Here is a 15,004-nt window from a genome sequence, read left to right as displayed (position 1 = left end):
CTACCACACTGCTACACTCGGCTCAAGCATCCGGTCTGTTGTCGAAGAGCATCACCTCAGGTTTTCCGCAAGAAAACCCCCGGTGAACACCCGAGGCCCCGAGAAACAGAAGCGCAAAATGAGTGTACTGGAGTTGTTCGCTCTCCTGGCGGTCGCTCTTGTCATCAGCGCCCCGGCGATCGTCCAGTTCCAGGCGCAGCCGGCTCCCAACTGCGGTCGCGCAGCCAGGCGCCTGTTCCTCCGCTTCTCAGCTGCGGCAGCGCTGAGCGGAGTCGTCGCGGGGATCACGAGCGCTCTCGTTCCCGATCACCCCATTCCGATCGTGATCGCGACAGCGAACGCGGCGCTGGTCGGAGGGCCCGCATACTTCTGGGCGGGCATGCGGCAGTTGCGAGACCAGTCCGTCGCGCCCGGATGGCTCGCTTCCGGCGCGGTCGCCGTCACCTTCGTCACCAGCGCCACCGTCACAGCGGTGATCGGCGGCCCGACGGATGGATTCGTGTTGCGGCTGGTCCTGGTGGCACTGGGCTGCGGGGGCATCGCCGTCGAAGCGTTCACTCCTCCCGCGCGCACCATCCCGGCGTTCCGACTGATCGGCGCGGTGTTCGCGCTCTACGCCGGATACTCGGCGGTGCGCACCTTCCTGTACTTCGCGGTCGGCGAGCAGGCACCGGTGTTCCAGGCGCTGTTCACCCCGCTCGCAGCATCCGCCATCAGCATCCCTCTCGTGGTGGTGCTGTGCGTGGCCGTCTGGTGGAGCGAACGCGCGCTCGAGACCCGCGCCGCGCAGATCGAGTTCCAGATCGATGCGCTGCGCTCGGCGATCGCGATACGCGACGCCGTCACCGTGTACGAGGTCTGCATACCGGACCTCTCCCTCATCCGCGCCGCGTTCGGCGGCCCTGCCGCCGCCGCGGTCGACCGCGCGGCGTCGGTCGCACTTCACGAGGTCCTGCCGGATGCTGTGCACCGGGCCCGCACCGGTCGTCACTTCGTCGCCCTCGAGGGCGACCAGCGCGTCGACGCGATCGAAGATGTCGTGAAGACGGCGGCCGCCCGCGCCGTCCCCCACCTCGACTACCGAGAAGCCATCGACGTGCGGGTGACACGGTCGACCGTGCGCTCCCCCGAAGAGCTCGCCCGTGTGTGGCCGGATGTCATCCCCACCGGCGACCTCAGCGCGCAGACACCCACGGCGGAGCGTGCTGTCGCGGCACCCTGACGGCTTGTCTCCGGGCGCCGACGGAACGCCGGCTCAGCCCTGGGGCGCCGTCGTCGGCTCGTTGGAGACGATGTTCAGCGTTCCCTGGTCGTTGTAGATCGCGATCGGCAGGTACTGGTAGATCGTCTGCTGCGCGAACGATGCGTCATCGTTCGCGGTGCCCTCGACGTAGATGCCGAACGAGAACTGCAGCGTGACACCGTACGTGTCAGCCGGGAGCATGAAGATCGTCGTCTCCGGAACGAGCAGACCGCCCTGGAAGCTGTTGAGCAACAGCCCTCGATCGGACCGCAGCGTGTCCGGCGGCACGAGCGTGCGCGGATCTGCGGCGAACTGGAAGGGCTGCTGCACCATCCCCGAGGTCTGGGCGGTCTGCGACGTGATCGAAATCGACGAGATGTACACGCGGCGCTTCTGCGCAAGCACCGCCTTGTCATCGACGCGACGGTCGTAGGCGTTGATCGCGAAGCCGAAGACCTTCTCGTTGTTGGGCGTCCACTCGCGGGTTCGCTTGGGGTCGGCAGCCCACACGTCGAGCACGACCTCCAGATCGGATGCGACATCCGTCGTGAGAGAGACCGAGCCGTCATACGAGAACAGCGAGTCGAAGTCCATCGTCGCGGTGGTCGCGACCGGCTGGGGGATCGGTGTCGCCGTCGAGGCAGCGCCCGGCGCCTCGCCCTGAATCGAGTTGAAGGCCTCGACGATCTGTTGGCATCCGGTCAGCGACGACGCGCCCAGAGCCAGTGCGGCAGCACCGAGCACGACGCGACGCACGACGCGCGACGCCTGCGTGGTGGTAGCCATGGTTTCTCCTTGAGAGGGCCTGCGAGAGGGCGAGCGGGCGGGAAATCCGCTGGTTCTCGAGGGCTTATGGCGGGTTCCACAAGCCTGGTGCGCTGGAAGTATACGATACGAACAATGGCTCGAACTCAACGCCGTCCAAGGGGGAGCACAAGGTGAGCGCAAGGGACGCGCAATTCCGCGACGTCGACGGCGCGACGATGCGAGTACGATCCATCTGGCTCACCCAGCTCTCCCTCGGCGTCTCGATCATCGTCATTTCGGTCGTGGCGCTGGGCTATGAGCCGGAACTGTTCCAGTCCTGGCTGATGCTGACGGGCGTTGCCATCGTGGTCGTCGCGACGGCGGTCACCCTCCTCACCCCATGGGGCCGGCTGCCGCGGTGGGCTCCGCTGGTCATCCCCTTCGCCGACATCGTCGCGATCGGTTTTCTGTCAGGATCGTCGATCCTGCCACTCGGCTTCTTCTGGGTCTTCCCGGTCATGTGGATCGGGCTGCACTTCACCAGGTGGGCGTTGGGCGCGGCGATCGGGACGATCGCGGCCTCCCTTCTGATCGAGGCGGCGACCTCGACGGAACCGCCCGGAGCCGTGGAGCTGTTCACGGTTCTGCTGGGCGTGACGTTCCTGGGCATCACCGCGAACATCACGATGCGACAGACGCGAGCGTTCAAGCGCCTCCTGCTGGGCCAGACCCGCAGACTCGAGACCACACTCGAGCGTGTCTCGAACGCGGAACGCAGCACGATCGAACTGATCAACGGGGTGGATGTCGGCATTCTGCGCTTCGCTCGCGACGGTTCCCTGCTCGCGGCGAACACCACCTACGCGCGCCTGTACGGCACAGACCCCGAGGATCCGCACTCCCCTCCCACCTCCGTCGAGTACGCGTCGCTGCAGGGATCGGCGATCCCGGCATCCGAGCGGACGTTCGCACGCGCCCAGCGCGGCGAGATCTTCCAGGATGCTCGCGTCTGGCTCTTCGACGCGGAAGGCACGTGGCGCGCACTGTCGGTGACGACCATGCCGCTCACCTCGTCTGCCGACGACTCCGCCTCCACGATGCTCGTCGCCCACGACATCACGGCGGTGACCGAGGCCGAGCGTGAGCGGGAGCGCATCGCCGCAGTGGCATCGCATGAATTGCGGCATCCGCTCACCGTCATCATCGGCCATGCCGACCTCGCGCTCGAAGAGGAGGACGAACTCACCCCGAAGATCCGGGAGCATCTCGAGACGATCCTTTCGGCGAGCGAACGGATGCTGGGGATCGCCTCGACGATGCTGCAACGCTCACGAAGCGGATTCACCCCCACCCAGGACCGCCGCTCGTTCGACCTTGTTCCGATGCTCGTCGCCGTCCGCGAAGCGTTCTCGGCGACGGCCGGCGAGCACGGCGTCACCCTCGACGACGATCTTCCCGCTCACCTGCCTATGGACGGCGACATGTTCCGTCTTCGCCAGGTGCTCGACAACGTCGTCAGCAACGCGGTGAAGTACACCCCCGCGGGTGGCTCGGTCCGCATCTCCGCGGCGATGGACGGCGACACCGTCGTGGTCGTCGTCGCGGACACCGGGATCGGCATCGCACCGGAAGACCTCGAGCACGTCTTCGACCCGCTGTTTCGCAGCACACGCGCGCAGGAGCATGCAACCGGCACCGGTCTCGGACTCGGCATCGCGCGCGAGATCGTGACCGCCCACGGGGGGACCGTCACCGTCACCAGCGAGCTCGGCGAGGGCACGACGGTCACGCTCCGTCTCCCCCGTTCCGCTGCACCGGAGTGATGATGCCCCCGCACCTCCCCACCGCCATGCCCTGGCCCATCGACCTGCCCTGGCCGGACCTGGGCGGCGCCAGCATCGGCCTTGCCCACGCGACGATCGCCACGCTCGGCACCATCATGTTCGTCGGTCTCGCCTTCCTCGCCCGTCCGCGCCGTTCGACGCTGCTGTGGTCGCTGACCTTCATGGGCATCATGGTCGCGTGCTTCGGCTACCTGGCGGCCACGGCCGCCGAGTCCGAGGAGCTTCGACGGGGGTCGCTGGGGCTGCTGATGGGAGCCCCCGCGCTGCTGTGGTCGGGACTGCGAGCCCACCGCCGCGTGCCGAGCCTCGCGTGGATCAGTCCCGTGCTGGCCGCGGTCTCGATCATCGCTCTCCTGGCCGCCGGGGATTCCGGATGGTACGGCCTGGCGTACCGCGTCGTCTTCTTCGGCTCGTCGATCTTCGGTGTGCTCTTCCTGCTCGAGTGGCGCCGGATCCCCGAGCGATCCGAACGTCTGCTGTGGCCTGTCGTCATCTGCTCGGCGGTCTACGCCATCGCCGGCGTCGCGGTGCTGCTCGGCGCGGTGTTCGCGCCGCTGTCGACGGCTGATTCATTCACGTCGACCCGCATCTTCAACTCCGTCGGGATGCTCGTCTACATGACCTGCGTGCTCGTCTCGCTCGTCCCGCTGGTCACGCCGGGGGCTCACTCGATCAGCGCGGGTGCCGTCCAGAACGACTGGGGCAGGTTCCTCGCGACCGCACGGGAGCGGCTGGATCGGGCCCACGCCAGACACGACACCACGTGGTCGCTGCTGCGCATCGAGCTCGATGACGCCGAAGACCTGCACGCGGCCGGCGGCACCTCGGTCTTCGGGCGCTTGATTCGCGACATCCGGACACGGGCGCGCGCCGTGTTCCCGTCGGACGCGGACATTGCGATCACGCCGGACGGGGCAGTGGTCGTGCTGATCTCGCGCCCCGAGCGGATCGTTCGAGAACTCGTGCGGGAGGCGCTGGGCAGGATCGCTCTCCGTGACCCCGCGGCTCCCATCACCGTGACCACCACCGCCAGCATCGGCTGGGCCAGCGTCGCGGTGTCGGGCTATGACCTCGATGCGCTCCTGGCGGCGACCGCCGAGGCGTCCGCGGCGGCCCGTGCCGAAGGCGGCGACCGCTGGGAGCGCGTCCGGGCGTGACCCCAGCTTCCGTGCCCCATCCCGCCGAACCCACACCATCCCCGCCGAACCCACACCTTTCGCGCACCGAACTGTGGGGGTTGGCGCGCGATCGTGTGGGTTCGCGGGGCTGGATGGCTACTGCTGGGCGATGGCGATCGTGAGGGTGTCGGAGGCCGTCTGCTTTGCGTACTCGTTCGAGGTCGGCGTCGTCTGCACCAGGAAGTCGTAGGTGAACTGCACCGTGACCGAGATCGTGTTCGCCGGCACCGGGCCCACAGTGAAGTTCTGCGAGTAGCTGTAGGGCGAGAGCACGAGGTAGCCCGGGTTCACGCTCGCCGCGTCCACCTGCGGATCCAGCGGTGCCAGATCGCCCGTCTCGCTCTGCGGCACCGCGACCATCGTCGCGCGCTGCAGATAGACCTTCTGACCGTCGTTGGGCTCAACAGTGGTGATCAGCGACAGGCTGATCGGCTTGAGAGCATCCGCGGTCCACTTGTCCATCGACAGCGTCGACCAGTAGTCGACGGTCGCCTTCACCGCGCCGGCTTGCAGGTCCCGCTGGGTCGCGCCGCTGGACAGGTCATTCTTCACCGGCGGCGCGACGGTTTGGCGCGTGAAGGTCGGCGACGGACTCGTCGTCTCATACCCCCAGTTGTTCCACGGGGCAGGTCCGCACCCGGCGAGCGCGACCGGCAGCGCGAGGAGCCCCGCGACGGCGCCCGTTCGCAGAGCAGTCCGGACACGGCGACCGACACGGATGCCGACGCTCGCGTCGTTGCGACCAACGGCCTTCATCTCCATCCCCCCTCGGGATAACGCATGGCACCCCGCACGGGGTGGGTTCAGTCTACGCATCCGTGACGCACGGCCCTCCCTGTTCGCGAGGCACCCAGCCGCCGCTCGCTCCCGCGCTCAGTCGACGTCGAGATCTCGCCGCGCCCGCGTCTGCACCGCCCGCTGCCCGAGCAGGTCGTCGGCCGGGTACCCCACCTCGGTCAGGGTGAGCCCGCGCGCGGCGAGCACCTTGACCTCGGGGACACGGGCCAGGTCGTCACGGATCCGTACGAGATCGTCGCCACTCAGCCGTCCCTGCCCGACCGCGACGCACCCGCCGACGAGGGCGCGCACCATGCTGTGACAGAACGCGTCCGCGCGGATCGTCGCGACCAGCACTCCTGCCTCAGTGCGCACCCAGCCGAAATCGAGCAGCGTCCGGATGGTCGTCGCCTCCTCGCGCGGTTTGCAGTAGGCGGCGAAGTCGTGCAGGCCACGCAGGGCGGCGGCGGCGGCATCCATCGCTGCGACGTCCAACTCCCCGCGCACGACCGTGGTGCGGTGACGCTCGAGCGGGTCGTAGGGCACCCGATCGTCGGCGACGCGGTACTCGTAGCGCCGCCACACCGCCGAGAACCGGGCATCGAAGCCATCCGGAGCGAGGGATGTCCGCGTCACCGCGACATCCGGATAGGCGCCGAGTACTCCCCGGATGCGGCGGGCGAGCGCTGCCACGCCGTCACCCTGCTCCTGCTCCTGGCCGCTGCGCCGGCGCGTCGACGCCAGCCGCGCGGACTGCGCGTCATCGACATCCAGATGGGCCACCTGTCCCGTGGCGTGCACCCCGGCATCCGTGCGACCTGCCACGACCAGCCGCGGCTCGCCGCCGAGCACGCGTGCGATCGCGCCCTCGATCGTGCCCTGCACGGTGCGCTGGTGGGGCTGCCTCGCCCACCCGCGGAAGTGCGAGCCGTCGTAGGAGATGTCGAGCCGGATCCGCACCGCTTCAGCCTAACGAGCACCCGGCTCATCCCCAGGGAGGAGGGGACGCCGCGGACGTAGACTTTGGGTGCCCGAACCCGCATCGCCGCGGCTCACGCTCCGAACCGGGAGCCTGCCGCACGCCGTCCCGACCGAGCCACGCCCGATGTCCAGCCCCCTCCCCACCGACCGCGCCGCCCGCGGTGCCGCCGGCAGCGCCCATCTGCCGGGGCTCGACGGCCTGCGCGCGCTCGCGGTGATCCTCGTGGTCGTCTACCACCTGTTCCCGCAGTGGTGGGTCGCGGGCGGCTTCATCGGGGTCGACGTGTTCTTCGTGATCAGCGGGTTTCTGATCACCACCCTGCTGCTGCGCGAACGCGACGCGAACGGGCGGATCAGCCTCGTCGGGTTCTGGAAACGACGCGCCAGGCGGCTGCTGCCTGCCCTCGTCCTGCTGTTGCTGGTGTGCTCCACTGCCGCATGGGTCATCGGAGGGGATGTCCTCGTGCGCCTGGGTGCGCAGATCCTGGGGGCGCTGACCTTCAGCTACAACTGGGTCGCGATCCTCATCGGCGAGGGGTACTTCGGCGGCTCGACCCCCGAGCTGTTCCGCAACCTCTGGTCCCTGGGTATCGAGGAACAGTTCTACGTGCTGTGGCCTCTGGTGCTGCCGCTGGTCCTGCTCCTTCCCCGCACCTGGGCACGCGTCACTGCCGCAAGCGCGCTCGCGGTGGCATCCGCCGTGTGGATGGGGGATATCGTCGCCACCACGGGCGAGGTCAGCCGCGCCTACTACGGCACCGACTCGCACGCGTTCGGCATCCTGCTCGGCGTCGCGATCGCCTTCGGACTGCATCGGCTGCTCACCGCACCCTCGCTCTGGATGCAGCGCGCCGCCGTCCGCCGCGGCATCGGGGTCATGGGCGTCGCGGCGGTCCTCGGCGTGATCGGCATCTCACTGATTCCCCCCGCCGACACGATCCGGACCTTCCCGCTCACGATCGCGGCAGCCAGCATCCTGTCGGGGCTGGCGATCATCGCGGCAGTGTGGCCGCACGGCAGGTTCGGGCACGCCCTCGACATCCCGCCGCTGCGGTGGATCGGCGAGCGTTCGTACGGCCTGTACCTCTGGCACTGGCCGCTGCTGGTACTGCTCGTGGCCGCGGTACAGGGCACGGCACCGGAGGCGGGAGTGCCGGTATGGGTGGGAGTGGTCACCCTCGGACTGACGGTCCTCATCGCCGAGGCCTCCTACCGACTCCTCGAGACCCCTATCCGACGTCGCGGGTTCCGTGACACGTGGCGGCAGGCGCAGGCGGCTGTCCGCATCGAGTCGCGGGCGCTCTGGGCCTCCGTCGTCGGCGGCCTTGCCACCGCCGCCCTGGTCGCCGGTACGCTCGCGGGAGCCCTGAGCGGCGCGACGGTCTCATCCGGCGAGGCCGTGGTGGCGCAGGGTCAGGCTGCCGTCGACGCCGCGTCGGCGAGTCCCACGCCGACCGCGGATGTCGCTCCCGAGCCGGACCCCGCCCCCGCACCCGGCACGTTCGCCGACGGCGCGCGGCGTCCGCCGGCGCCGTCCCCGACACCGATTTCGGGGAGCGACGTCAACGCCGTCGGCGACTCGGTGATGCTCGCCGCGGCGCCGTCCCTGTTCGACACCATGCCCGGCATCCGTCTGGATGCTGCCGAGTCCCGCTCGTCCTGGGCGGGCCCGGGCATCGTCGGCGCGTGGGCGAACGCCGGCCAACTCGGCAGGTACCTGGTCATCGCACTCGGCACGAACGGTCCGATCAGCTGGGATGCGTACGAGCGCATGGCCGCAACAGCAGGCCCCGATCGCACCCTCGTGCTCGTGAACGCCTATGCGCCACGCGACTGGATCCCGGGGGTCAACAGCGACATCGCCGCCTTCGCGGCGTCGCACCCCGGCACAGTCATCGCCGACTGGGCGGGCGCGATCGATCCTCACGTCGACACGCTCGCCGGCGACCGCATCCATCCCGGCACGTCCGGAGGCAGGATCTACGCCGACACCGTGCTCGCCGCGATCAGGCAGGCCGAGAATCAGCGGGCGATCGACGCGTACGTCGCCGAAACCCGTGCCTACCGCGACGCGCACCGTGAGGATGCCCGCATCGCCCAGTAACGGGCGTACGAGCGCCGTCGCGTCCGCGCACTGACCCGCGCCGGCACGCCCGCCCCTCAAGACCGGGTGAACTCAGAACCGGGCCAACCCGGAACCGAGCGACCCGCGCCTCAGAACCGGGCGACCCGCGCCTCAGAACCGGGCGACCCGCGCCTCAGAACCGGGCGACCATCGCCACCTCGCGGTCGGTCGCCTCGAACCCGAGGTTCGTGTAGAGGCTCGTCGCGCCGGTCGGGCTCTCGGTGTCGACATCCAGGTTGGCCTTGTCGAGGCCCGCATCTCGGATCGCCCGCAGCGATGCGGTCATGACCGCCGGGGCGAGCCGTCTGCCGCGGTGATCCCGGGTCACGCCGATGTACTCGATATAGGCCGAGCTGTACCCCTGCACCTCCCAGTCATCCTCGTTCACCGAGGCGAGCGCGAAGGCCACGACCCGATCACCGTCGAGCACGACACGCGACAGATCGACCCGGAAATGCGTCCCGGTCACCATCCGCTCCCACCGCTCGGCCGGCGTCTCCAGACTCCCCCAGTGGTCCCGAAACGCATCGTTGCGCGCGAGGCGCGTGCTCTCGGACAGCTCGAGCGTGAACGGCACGATCGGCAGATCGATCTCGACATCGGGGATCGGCTGCGACAGGTCACGCAGCATCGTGGTGAACCAGCGCTCTTCGACCATGCCGAGCTGCTCCCCCAGCGCCCGTGCACCGACGTCTGGCTCGTGCGCGTACAGATAGATCGCACCGGGAAGTTCGGTGGCGGCGGCATCCGTCTCGGCGATCGCCGTCTGCGCCGTCTGGTACTCCCACCGCACGACCTCCCGCCCGATGCCCCGGCGCCGCCACTGCGGATGCACGCGACCCGTACAGTACGCGTACACGTGCTCGTCCTGCGACGGATGCGCCAGAATGCCGGCCATCGCGACAAGGCTCCCGTCCGTGTGAAAGCCCAGGCGGGTGTCGCGAGCCGGATCGATGTGCGACAGCTCGAAGAGCTCTTCGAACTCATCGCGCGGGGTGAGCCAGGTCGGGTGGTCGACCCGGTCGGCCGCGCCGGCGAGGTCCATCATCGCGTCGATGTCATCCACCGTTGCCGGGCGCCAGACCTCGACATCCGGATGACGGGGCTCGGCCACCGTTCCGGGAGGGCCGAGACGCTCACGCAGCGACCGCGTCTCGGTGCGCTCGGCGTTCTCGGGAATGGCGGCCGGTTCGGTGCGCTCGGCGTTCTCGGGGATGGCGGCCGGTTCGGGGTGGGTGTTCTCGGTCACCGTCCCACCCTATGCGCCCCTCTCCCGCCCCACCCCGGCCCCGCCCCGGCCCCGGCCCGGCCCCCGCGGATGCCGAACCCACACGAAAAGACCGAACCCACACGTTCAGCGCGGAAAACCTTGTGGGTTCGCGCGCGAACGTGTGGGTTCGGCGGGGTTCGAAGCTGTGGTGTTACTTCGCGTCGTCCTCGGCGGGAGCGTCGACGATCGCGTCCTCGGCGGCGGCCTCAGCAGCAGCGCCCTCCTCGGGCGACTCCGCGCCGGCATCCGCAGCCGCGTCCGTCGACTCCTCCTCGACCTCGGGGGTCGGGGCCTCGGCAGCGTCCTCAGCGGGCGTCTCCTCGGCAGGTGCAGCTTCGGCCGGTGCGGCTGCCGGGGCAGCCTTCTTGGCCGACTTCGGCTTCGGGTTCACCGGCTCGAGCACGAGCTCGATGACCGCCATGGGCGCGTTGTCGCCCTTGCGGTTGCCGATCTTGGTGATGCGGGTGTAGCCACCCGCGCGGTCGGCGACCAGCGGCGCGATCTCGGTGAACAGGATGTGCACGACTTCCTTGTCACCGATGACCGAGAGGACGCGGCGACGAGCGTGCAGGTCTCCGCGCTTGGCGAAGGTGATCAGGCGCTCGGCGAGCGGACGCAGGCGCTTGGCCTTGGTCTCGGTCGTCTGAATCGACTTGTGGGTGAACAGCGCGGCGGCGAGGTTCGCAAGCAGCAGACGTTCGTGGGCGGGGCCGCCTCCGAGGCGGGGACCCTTGGTGGGCTTGGGCATGTCAGTTACTCCAGGAAAAGTCGGTCAGGATGCCGCGGCATCCATCACAGGTACCGGTCAGACGGTCTCGTCGTCGTAGCCGCCGTAGAAGTGTGCGCCGTCGAACCCGGGAACCGAGTCCTTCAGCGACAGTCCGAGCGAAACGAGCTTGTCGCGCACCTCGTCGACCGACTTCTGGCCGAAGTTGCGGATGTTCATGAGCTGCGTCTCCGAGAGGGCGACGAGCTCCGAGACGGTGTTGATGCCCTCGCGCTTGAGGCAGTTGTACGAGCGGACCGACAGGTCGAGGTCCTCGATGGGCATCGACAGCTCGTTCGACATGACGGTCTCGACGGGCGCGGGGCCGATCTCGATACCCTCGGCCTCGACGTTCAGCTCGCGGGCCAGACCGAACAGCTCCGTCAGGGTGCGTCCTGCCGAGGCGACGGCGTCACGCGGGGCGATCGAAGCCTTGGTCTCGACATCCAGCACGAGCTTGTCGAAGTCGGTGCGCTCACCGGCACGGGTCGCGTCGACCCGGTAGCTGACCTTGAGCACCGGCGAGTAGATCGAGTCGATCGGGATCTGACCGCTTTCGGCGTACTCGTTGCGGTTCTGCGTGGCCGACACGTAACCGCGGCCGCGCTCGATCGTGAGCTCGAGCTCGAACTTCGCGGTCTCGTTGAGGGTCGCGATCACGAGCTCGGGGTTGTGCACCTCGACACCGGCGGGCGCGGAGATGTCAGCGGCGGTGACCTCACCGGCGCCGGTCTTGCGCAGGTACGCGGTGATGGGCTCGTCGCGCTCGCTCGAGACGACCAGCTGCTTGATGTTGAGGATGATCTCGGTGACATCCTCCTTCACACCCGGAATGGTGCTGAACTCGTGCAGCACGCCGTCGATGCGGATGCTGGTGACGGCGGCGCCGGGGATCGACGACAGGAGGCTGCGACGCAGCGCGTTACCGATCGTGTAACCGAAGCCGGGCTCAAGCGGCTCGATGACGAAACGGCTGCGGAACTCCCCGATCTTCTCCTCGGTCAGAGTGGGACGCTGTGCGATGAGCACGATGTGTTCCTTTCGATCACGTGCCCGCTATATGACACGTGCAATGGGTGAGGTGTTGAGTTTTTCTCGGGGGACGCCGGGGCGCGGCGCAGTCGCCTGCGCCCCGGCATCCGAATGCTTCACCCGGGAGGCGATGAGCCGGCCCGGAACGGGGCTGTCGTCAGACGCGGCGACGCTTGGGCGGGCGGCAGCCGTTGTGCGCCTGAGGCGTGACGTCCTGGATCGAACCGACCTCGAGGCCGGCGGCCGTCAGCGAGCGGATCGCGGTCTCACGACCCGAACCCGGTCCCTTGACGAAGACGTCGACCTTCTTGACGCCGTGCTCCTGCGCCTGGCGGGCAGCAGACTCGGCGGCCATGCCGGCGGCGTAGGGCGTCGACTTGCGCGAGCCCTTGAAGCCGACGCCACCCGAGGAGGCCCAGCTGATCACCGCGCCGGAGGGGTCGGTGATCGAGACGATCGTGTTGTTGAACGTCGACTTGATGTGGGCCTGGCCCACGGCGATGTTCTTCTTCTCCTTGCGGCGCGGCTTGCGCGCTGCGGACTTGGGGGTAGCCATGTGCGTTTTCTCCTAAACCTTCCGCGCCTTACTTCTTTCCGGCCTTCTTCTTGCCGGCGACGGTGCGCTTGGGACCCTTGCGGGTACGCGCGTTCGTCTTGGTGCGCTGACCGCGCACGGGAAGGCCGCGGCGGTGACGCAGGCCCTCGTAGGAGCCGATCTCGACCTTGCGGCGGATGTCGGCGGCGACCTCGCGACGGAGGTCACCCTCCACCTTGTAGGTGCCTTCGATGTAGTCGCGGAGGGCGACGAGCTGGTCGTCGCTGAGGTCCTTCACGCGGATGTTCTCGTCGATCTCAGTCGCGGCGAGGATCTCGTGCGAGCGGGTGCGACCGATTCCGTAGATGTAGGTGAGCGCGATCACCACGCGCTTGTCGCGCGGGATGTCGACACCGGCAAGACGTGCCATGTCGGTTCTCTCTTTCCCCACAGGTATCGCTGTGGAGTCTGTCGGAGGTGTGGAGCAGGATCGGTGCCCGGGCCTCCGTCCCGAGGTGTCCCCCGCCTCCGGCATCCGGATGCGGGTTCTGACCCTGCCTGTATGTGTGGAGTTATACGTTCTGGGGCCGCGGCGGACGCGGCATCCGTTCAGCCCTGGCGCTGCTTGTGGCGCGGGTTGGACTTGCAGATCACCATCACGTTGCCGTGGCGGCGGATGACCTTGCAGTGGTCGCAGATGGGCTTGACGCTCGGGTTGACCTTCATGGTGTTTCCTGTTCGCTGTCTTCGCCGGGCGGATGCCGCAGCATCCGGGGCGTTACTTCTCGACCGGCCTAGCGGTAGCGGTAGACGATGCGGCCGCGGGTGAGGTCGTAGGGCGAGAGCTCCACGACGACGCGGTCCTCGGGGATGATGCGGATGTAGTTCTGCCGCATCTTGCCCGAGATCGTTGCGAGCACCTTGTGTCCGTTGGTCAGCTCAACGCGGAACATCGCGTTGGGCAGCGCCTCGGACACTGTGCCTTCGATCTCGATGACACCGTCTTTTTTGGCCATAGCCTCGCTCACGCTTGTGCAGACCGGTCGGTCTGCGGTGGATGGGAGTCGGTGCCGCGCTCGCCCTTGCGGGGTAGCCCACCCGGACACGCCAAGGTAGGCGCAAAGCACCAAAGATCAATAGTACGTGATAGGACACCCCCCGGCAACCTCGGGCGTGTCGCCCCTCCGAACCCCGGGCCGCGGGCCGCGAGCCGCGAGCCGCGAACCCACGTGTTCGGCATCCAGCCCACACGATCCGCCGCGCGAACGGTGTGGGTTCGGCGCGTGGACTGTGGGTTCGGCGGACGCGACCGCGCGCGGGCTTCGGGTTCGACGCGGGCGGAGCAGACGCGCTAGCGCGAGGGACGGATGCCGAACTCGGCCAACCGCCGTCCAAGGGTCACCGGTGCAGCGAGATGCTGCATCCCCCACCGCACCAGGGGGCGGTGCGTCGTCGCGCGGATCCAGTCTTCACGCTCCTTCTCCGCTCGCACCACCTCCCATGGCGTGTGCTCGCCTCGCCACCGGGCATCCGTGTACTTGCCCTCGCCGTCGAACTCACCCCAGGCACCTACTTCGTCGAGTCCGAAGTCGACGAAGTAGGTGCGGGAGGAGTCTGTGAGTCGCACCTGCAGCCGCGGGGGCGCGAACCCGAGGTCGTGCAGCAGGAGCCGGCTCATGCTCTCGCCGGGCAGCTGCGCCCGTCCGTCCGCGAAGGTGTTGATCCACCGCGCTTGACGGATGCCGCGTCCTCCCCGCGCACGGGTGATGCGCTCCGCCATTGCGTCCGTCCATTCGGAAGCCGCGACCTCGTCGTAGACGTGATCCTCTGGATCCCAAGCGACCAGGTGCAGTGCGGCATCCGCGATAGCCAGCGCGCTTGCCAGCGGTAGAGTGCGCGCGACATCGAATACCGTGCGCGCCAGGGACGTGCACGGAACACCGGCGATCACGGTGATGTCTTCCGGTGGCACGCTCACCTCATGCCGCGCAACGCCCCGGGCACGGCGTACGACGCCGTTGTGGCGCGCGTCGCTGACGTGGACGGCATCCGGAATGTAGCGAAACAGCGGCAGGCCCCACAGCGCTGCCGCGGATGCGTGCGAGAAGGGCGCACTGGATGTCGTCCGTCGGGAGTTCACTGCCGCAACGGCCCGCAGGTGCCTGTCTTCGATGAACCCGTCGTTGTCGGCGGCTCGCACATACCGCCCGGAGTGCAGCCGGATCAGCTCGCCATCAACCTGCCGCGCGGCGATGAATGCGGGACTACCCTCGCGCTCGAGTCGTTCACGCGTGACGATGGCGGCACGCGCAGCCCGCACTCGGTCAAGGCTCTGCGGTACGGCATCCATCCACGCAGTCTCATCCGCGGGCGCGGCGCTTCACCCCCTTGGCCCGCTGATGTGACACAACCTCACCGGGCCGCGGCCTGGGGAGGAACCCTCGCGCCGCACCACACCCGCGCGAACCCACAGATCGCCGCCCGGGCCCACAGGACTCAACGACAG

15 protein-coding genes are annotated in these 15,004 nt (G+C 68.6%); 4 read left to right on the top strand and 11 right to left on the bottom strand.

What is annotated here, in order from left to right:
- The first annotated feature begins 118 nt into the window (after positions 1-118).
- On the top strand, positions 119-1,222 hold the full coding sequence (locus AC3ENO_RS11655) for a hypothetical protein (protein WP_434970779.1): 1,104 nt from the start codon (positions 119-121) through the stop codon (positions 1,220-1,222).
- A gap of 33 nt (positions 1,223-1,255) precedes the next feature.
- Here the strand turns inward: AC3ENO_RS11655 and AC3ENO_RS11650 are convergent, their stop codons facing one another.
- Positions 1,256-2,029, bottom strand: a complete 774-nt coding sequence (locus tag AC3ENO_RS11650) for a fructose 1,6-bisphosphatase (protein ID WP_434970778.1) — start codon at positions 2,027-2,029, stop codon at positions 1,256-1,258.
- A gap of 152 nt (positions 2,030-2,181) precedes the next feature.
- Here AC3ENO_RS11650 and AC3ENO_RS11645 point away from each other — a divergent pair, with 152 nt between their 5' ends.
- On the top strand, positions 2,182-3,813 hold the full coding sequence (locus tag AC3ENO_RS11645) for a sensor histidine kinase (protein ID WP_434970777.1): 1,632 nt from the start codon (positions 2,182-2,184) through the stop codon (positions 3,811-3,813).
- 2 nt (positions 3,814-3,815) lie between these two features.
- Positions 3,816-4,991 carry a hypothetical protein gene (locus AC3ENO_RS11640; RefSeq protein WP_488185778.1) on the top strand — a complete coding sequence of 392 codons (1,176 nt, stop codon included), beginning with the start codon at positions 3,816-3,818 and terminating at the stop codon, positions 4,989-4,991.
- Between the two features lie 117 nt (positions 4,992-5,108).
- Here AC3ENO_RS11640 and AC3ENO_RS11635 read toward each other — a convergent pair whose 3' ends face one another.
- Together AC3ENO_RS11635 and truA are read right to left on the bottom strand one after the other, a co-directional pair.
- Complete coding sequence (locus AC3ENO_RS11635; protein ID WP_434970775.1) at positions 5,109-5,768, bottom strand: hypothetical protein; 660 nt, start codon at positions 5,766-5,768, stop codon at positions 5,109-5,111.
- A 117-nt stretch (positions 5,769-5,885) separates the two neighbouring features.
- Complete coding sequence (gene truA, locus AC3ENO_RS11630) at positions 5,886-6,749, bottom strand: tRNA pseudouridine(38-40) synthase TruA (RefSeq protein ID WP_434970774.1); 864 nt, start codon at positions 6,747-6,749, stop codon at positions 5,886-5,888.
- Positions 6,750-6,894: 145 nt separating this feature from the next.
- Between truA and AC3ENO_RS11625 the strand changes: the two genes are divergently transcribed.
- A complete protein-coding gene (locus AC3ENO_RS11625; protein WP_434970773.1) occupies positions 6,895-8,874 on the top strand; it encodes an acyltransferase family protein in 1,980 nt (659 codons plus the stop codon).
- A gap of 154 nt (positions 8,875-9,028) precedes the next feature.
- Here AC3ENO_RS11625 and AC3ENO_RS11620 read toward each other — a convergent pair whose 3' ends face one another.
- From AC3ENO_RS11620 to AC3ENO_RS11585, 8 genes are all read right to left on the bottom strand, one after another.
- Positions 9,029-10,144 (bottom strand): GNAT family N-acetyltransferase, encoded by a 1,116-nt coding sequence (locus tag AC3ENO_RS11620; protein WP_434970772.1) that lies wholly within the window; start codon positions 10,142-10,144, stop codon positions 9,029-9,031.
- A 172-nt stretch (positions 10,145-10,316) separates the two neighbouring features.
- The gene (rplQ, locus tag AC3ENO_RS11615) at positions 10,317-10,913 is read right to left on the bottom strand and encodes a 50S ribosomal protein L17 (RefSeq protein ID WP_434970771.1); all 597 of its coding nucleotides are present in this window, start codon (positions 10,911-10,913) and stop codon (positions 10,317-10,319) included.
- A 57-nt stretch (positions 10,914-10,970) separates the two neighbouring features.
- The gene (locus AC3ENO_RS11610) at positions 10,971-11,960 is read right to left on the bottom strand and encodes a DNA-directed RNA polymerase subunit alpha (RefSeq protein WP_434970770.1); all 990 of its coding nucleotides are present in this window, start codon (positions 11,958-11,960) and stop codon (positions 10,971-10,973) included.
- A 160-nt stretch (positions 11,961-12,120) separates the two neighbouring features.
- On the bottom strand, positions 12,121-12,519 hold the full coding sequence (gene rpsK, locus AC3ENO_RS11605) for a 30S ribosomal protein S11 (protein WP_228177304.1): 399 nt from the start codon (positions 12,517-12,519) through the stop codon (positions 12,121-12,123).
- Between the two features lie 28 nt (positions 12,520-12,547).
- A complete protein-coding gene (gene rpsM, locus AC3ENO_RS11600) occupies positions 12,548-12,928 on the bottom strand; it encodes a 30S ribosomal protein S13 (protein WP_434970769.1) in 381 nt (126 codons plus the stop codon).
- A gap of 179 nt (positions 12,929-13,107) precedes the next feature.
- Positions 13,108-13,224 carry a 50S ribosomal protein L36 gene (rpmJ, locus tag AC3ENO_RS11595; protein ID WP_022893853.1) on the bottom strand — a complete coding sequence of 39 codons (117 nt, stop codon included), beginning with the start codon at positions 13,222-13,224 and terminating at the stop codon, positions 13,108-13,110.
- A gap of 68 nt (positions 13,225-13,292) precedes the next feature.
- Positions 13,293-13,514, bottom strand: coding sequence for a translation initiation factor IF-1 (infA, locus tag AC3ENO_RS11590; protein ID WP_013583992.1), 222 nt, complete (start codon positions 13,512-13,514; stop codon positions 13,293-13,295).
- 335 nt (positions 13,515-13,849) lie between these two features.
- Complete coding sequence (locus AC3ENO_RS11585; protein WP_434970768.1) at positions 13,850-14,848, bottom strand: type IV toxin-antitoxin system AbiEi family antitoxin; 999 nt, start codon at positions 14,846-14,848, stop codon at positions 13,850-13,852.
- Between the last annotated feature and the right edge of the window lie 156 nt (positions 14,849-15,004).

The sequence above is a fragment of the Microbacterium sp. bgisy207 genome (assembly GCF_057706855.1).
The sequence above is the reverse complement of the archived record's forward strand: the minus strand, read 5'-3'. Positions and strand labels throughout refer to the sequence as shown.

Coding starts and splice junctions, on each gene's coding strand:
- AC3ENO_RS11655 (WP_434970779.1), top strand. CDS start 119: ATGAGTGTACTGGAGTTGTTCGCTCTCCTGGCGGTCGCTCTTGTCATC.
- AC3ENO_RS11650 (WP_434970778.1), bottom strand. CDS start 2,029: ATGGCTACCACCACGCAGGCGTCGCGCGTCGTGCGTCGCGTCGTGCTC.
- AC3ENO_RS11640 (WP_488185778.1), top strand. CDS start 3,816: ATGCCCCCGCACCTCCCCACCGCCATGCCCTGGCCCATCGACCTGCCC.
- AC3ENO_RS11635 (WP_434970775.1), bottom strand. CDS start 5,768: ATGAAGGCCGTTGGTCGCAACGACGCGAGCGTCGGCATCCGTGTCGGT.
- AC3ENO_RS11625 (WP_434970773.1), top strand. CDS start 6,895: ATGTCCAGCCCCCTCCCCACCGACCGCGCCGCCCGCGGTGCCGCCGGC.
- rplQ (WP_434970771.1), bottom strand. CDS start 10,913: ATGCCCAAGCCCACCAAGGGTCCCCGCCTCGGAGGCGGCCCCGCCCAC.
- rpsK (WP_228177304.1), bottom strand. CDS start 12,519: ATGGCTACCCCCAAGTCCGCAGCGCGCAAGCCGCGCCGCAAGGAGAAG.
- rpsM (WP_434970769.1), bottom strand. CDS start 12,928: ATGGCACGTCTTGCCGGTGTCGACATCCCGCGCGACAAGCGCGTGGTG.
- rpmJ (WP_022893853.1), bottom strand. CDS start 13,224: ATGAAGGTCAACCCGAGCGTCAAGCCCATCTGCGACCACTGCAAGGTC.
- infA (WP_013583992.1), bottom strand. CDS start 13,514: ATGGCCAAAAAAGACGGTGTCATCGAGATCGAAGGCACAGTGTCCGAG.
- AC3ENO_RS11585 (WP_434970768.1), bottom strand. CDS start 14,848: ATGGATGCCGTACCGCAGAGCCTTGACCGAGTGCGGGCTGCGCGTGCC.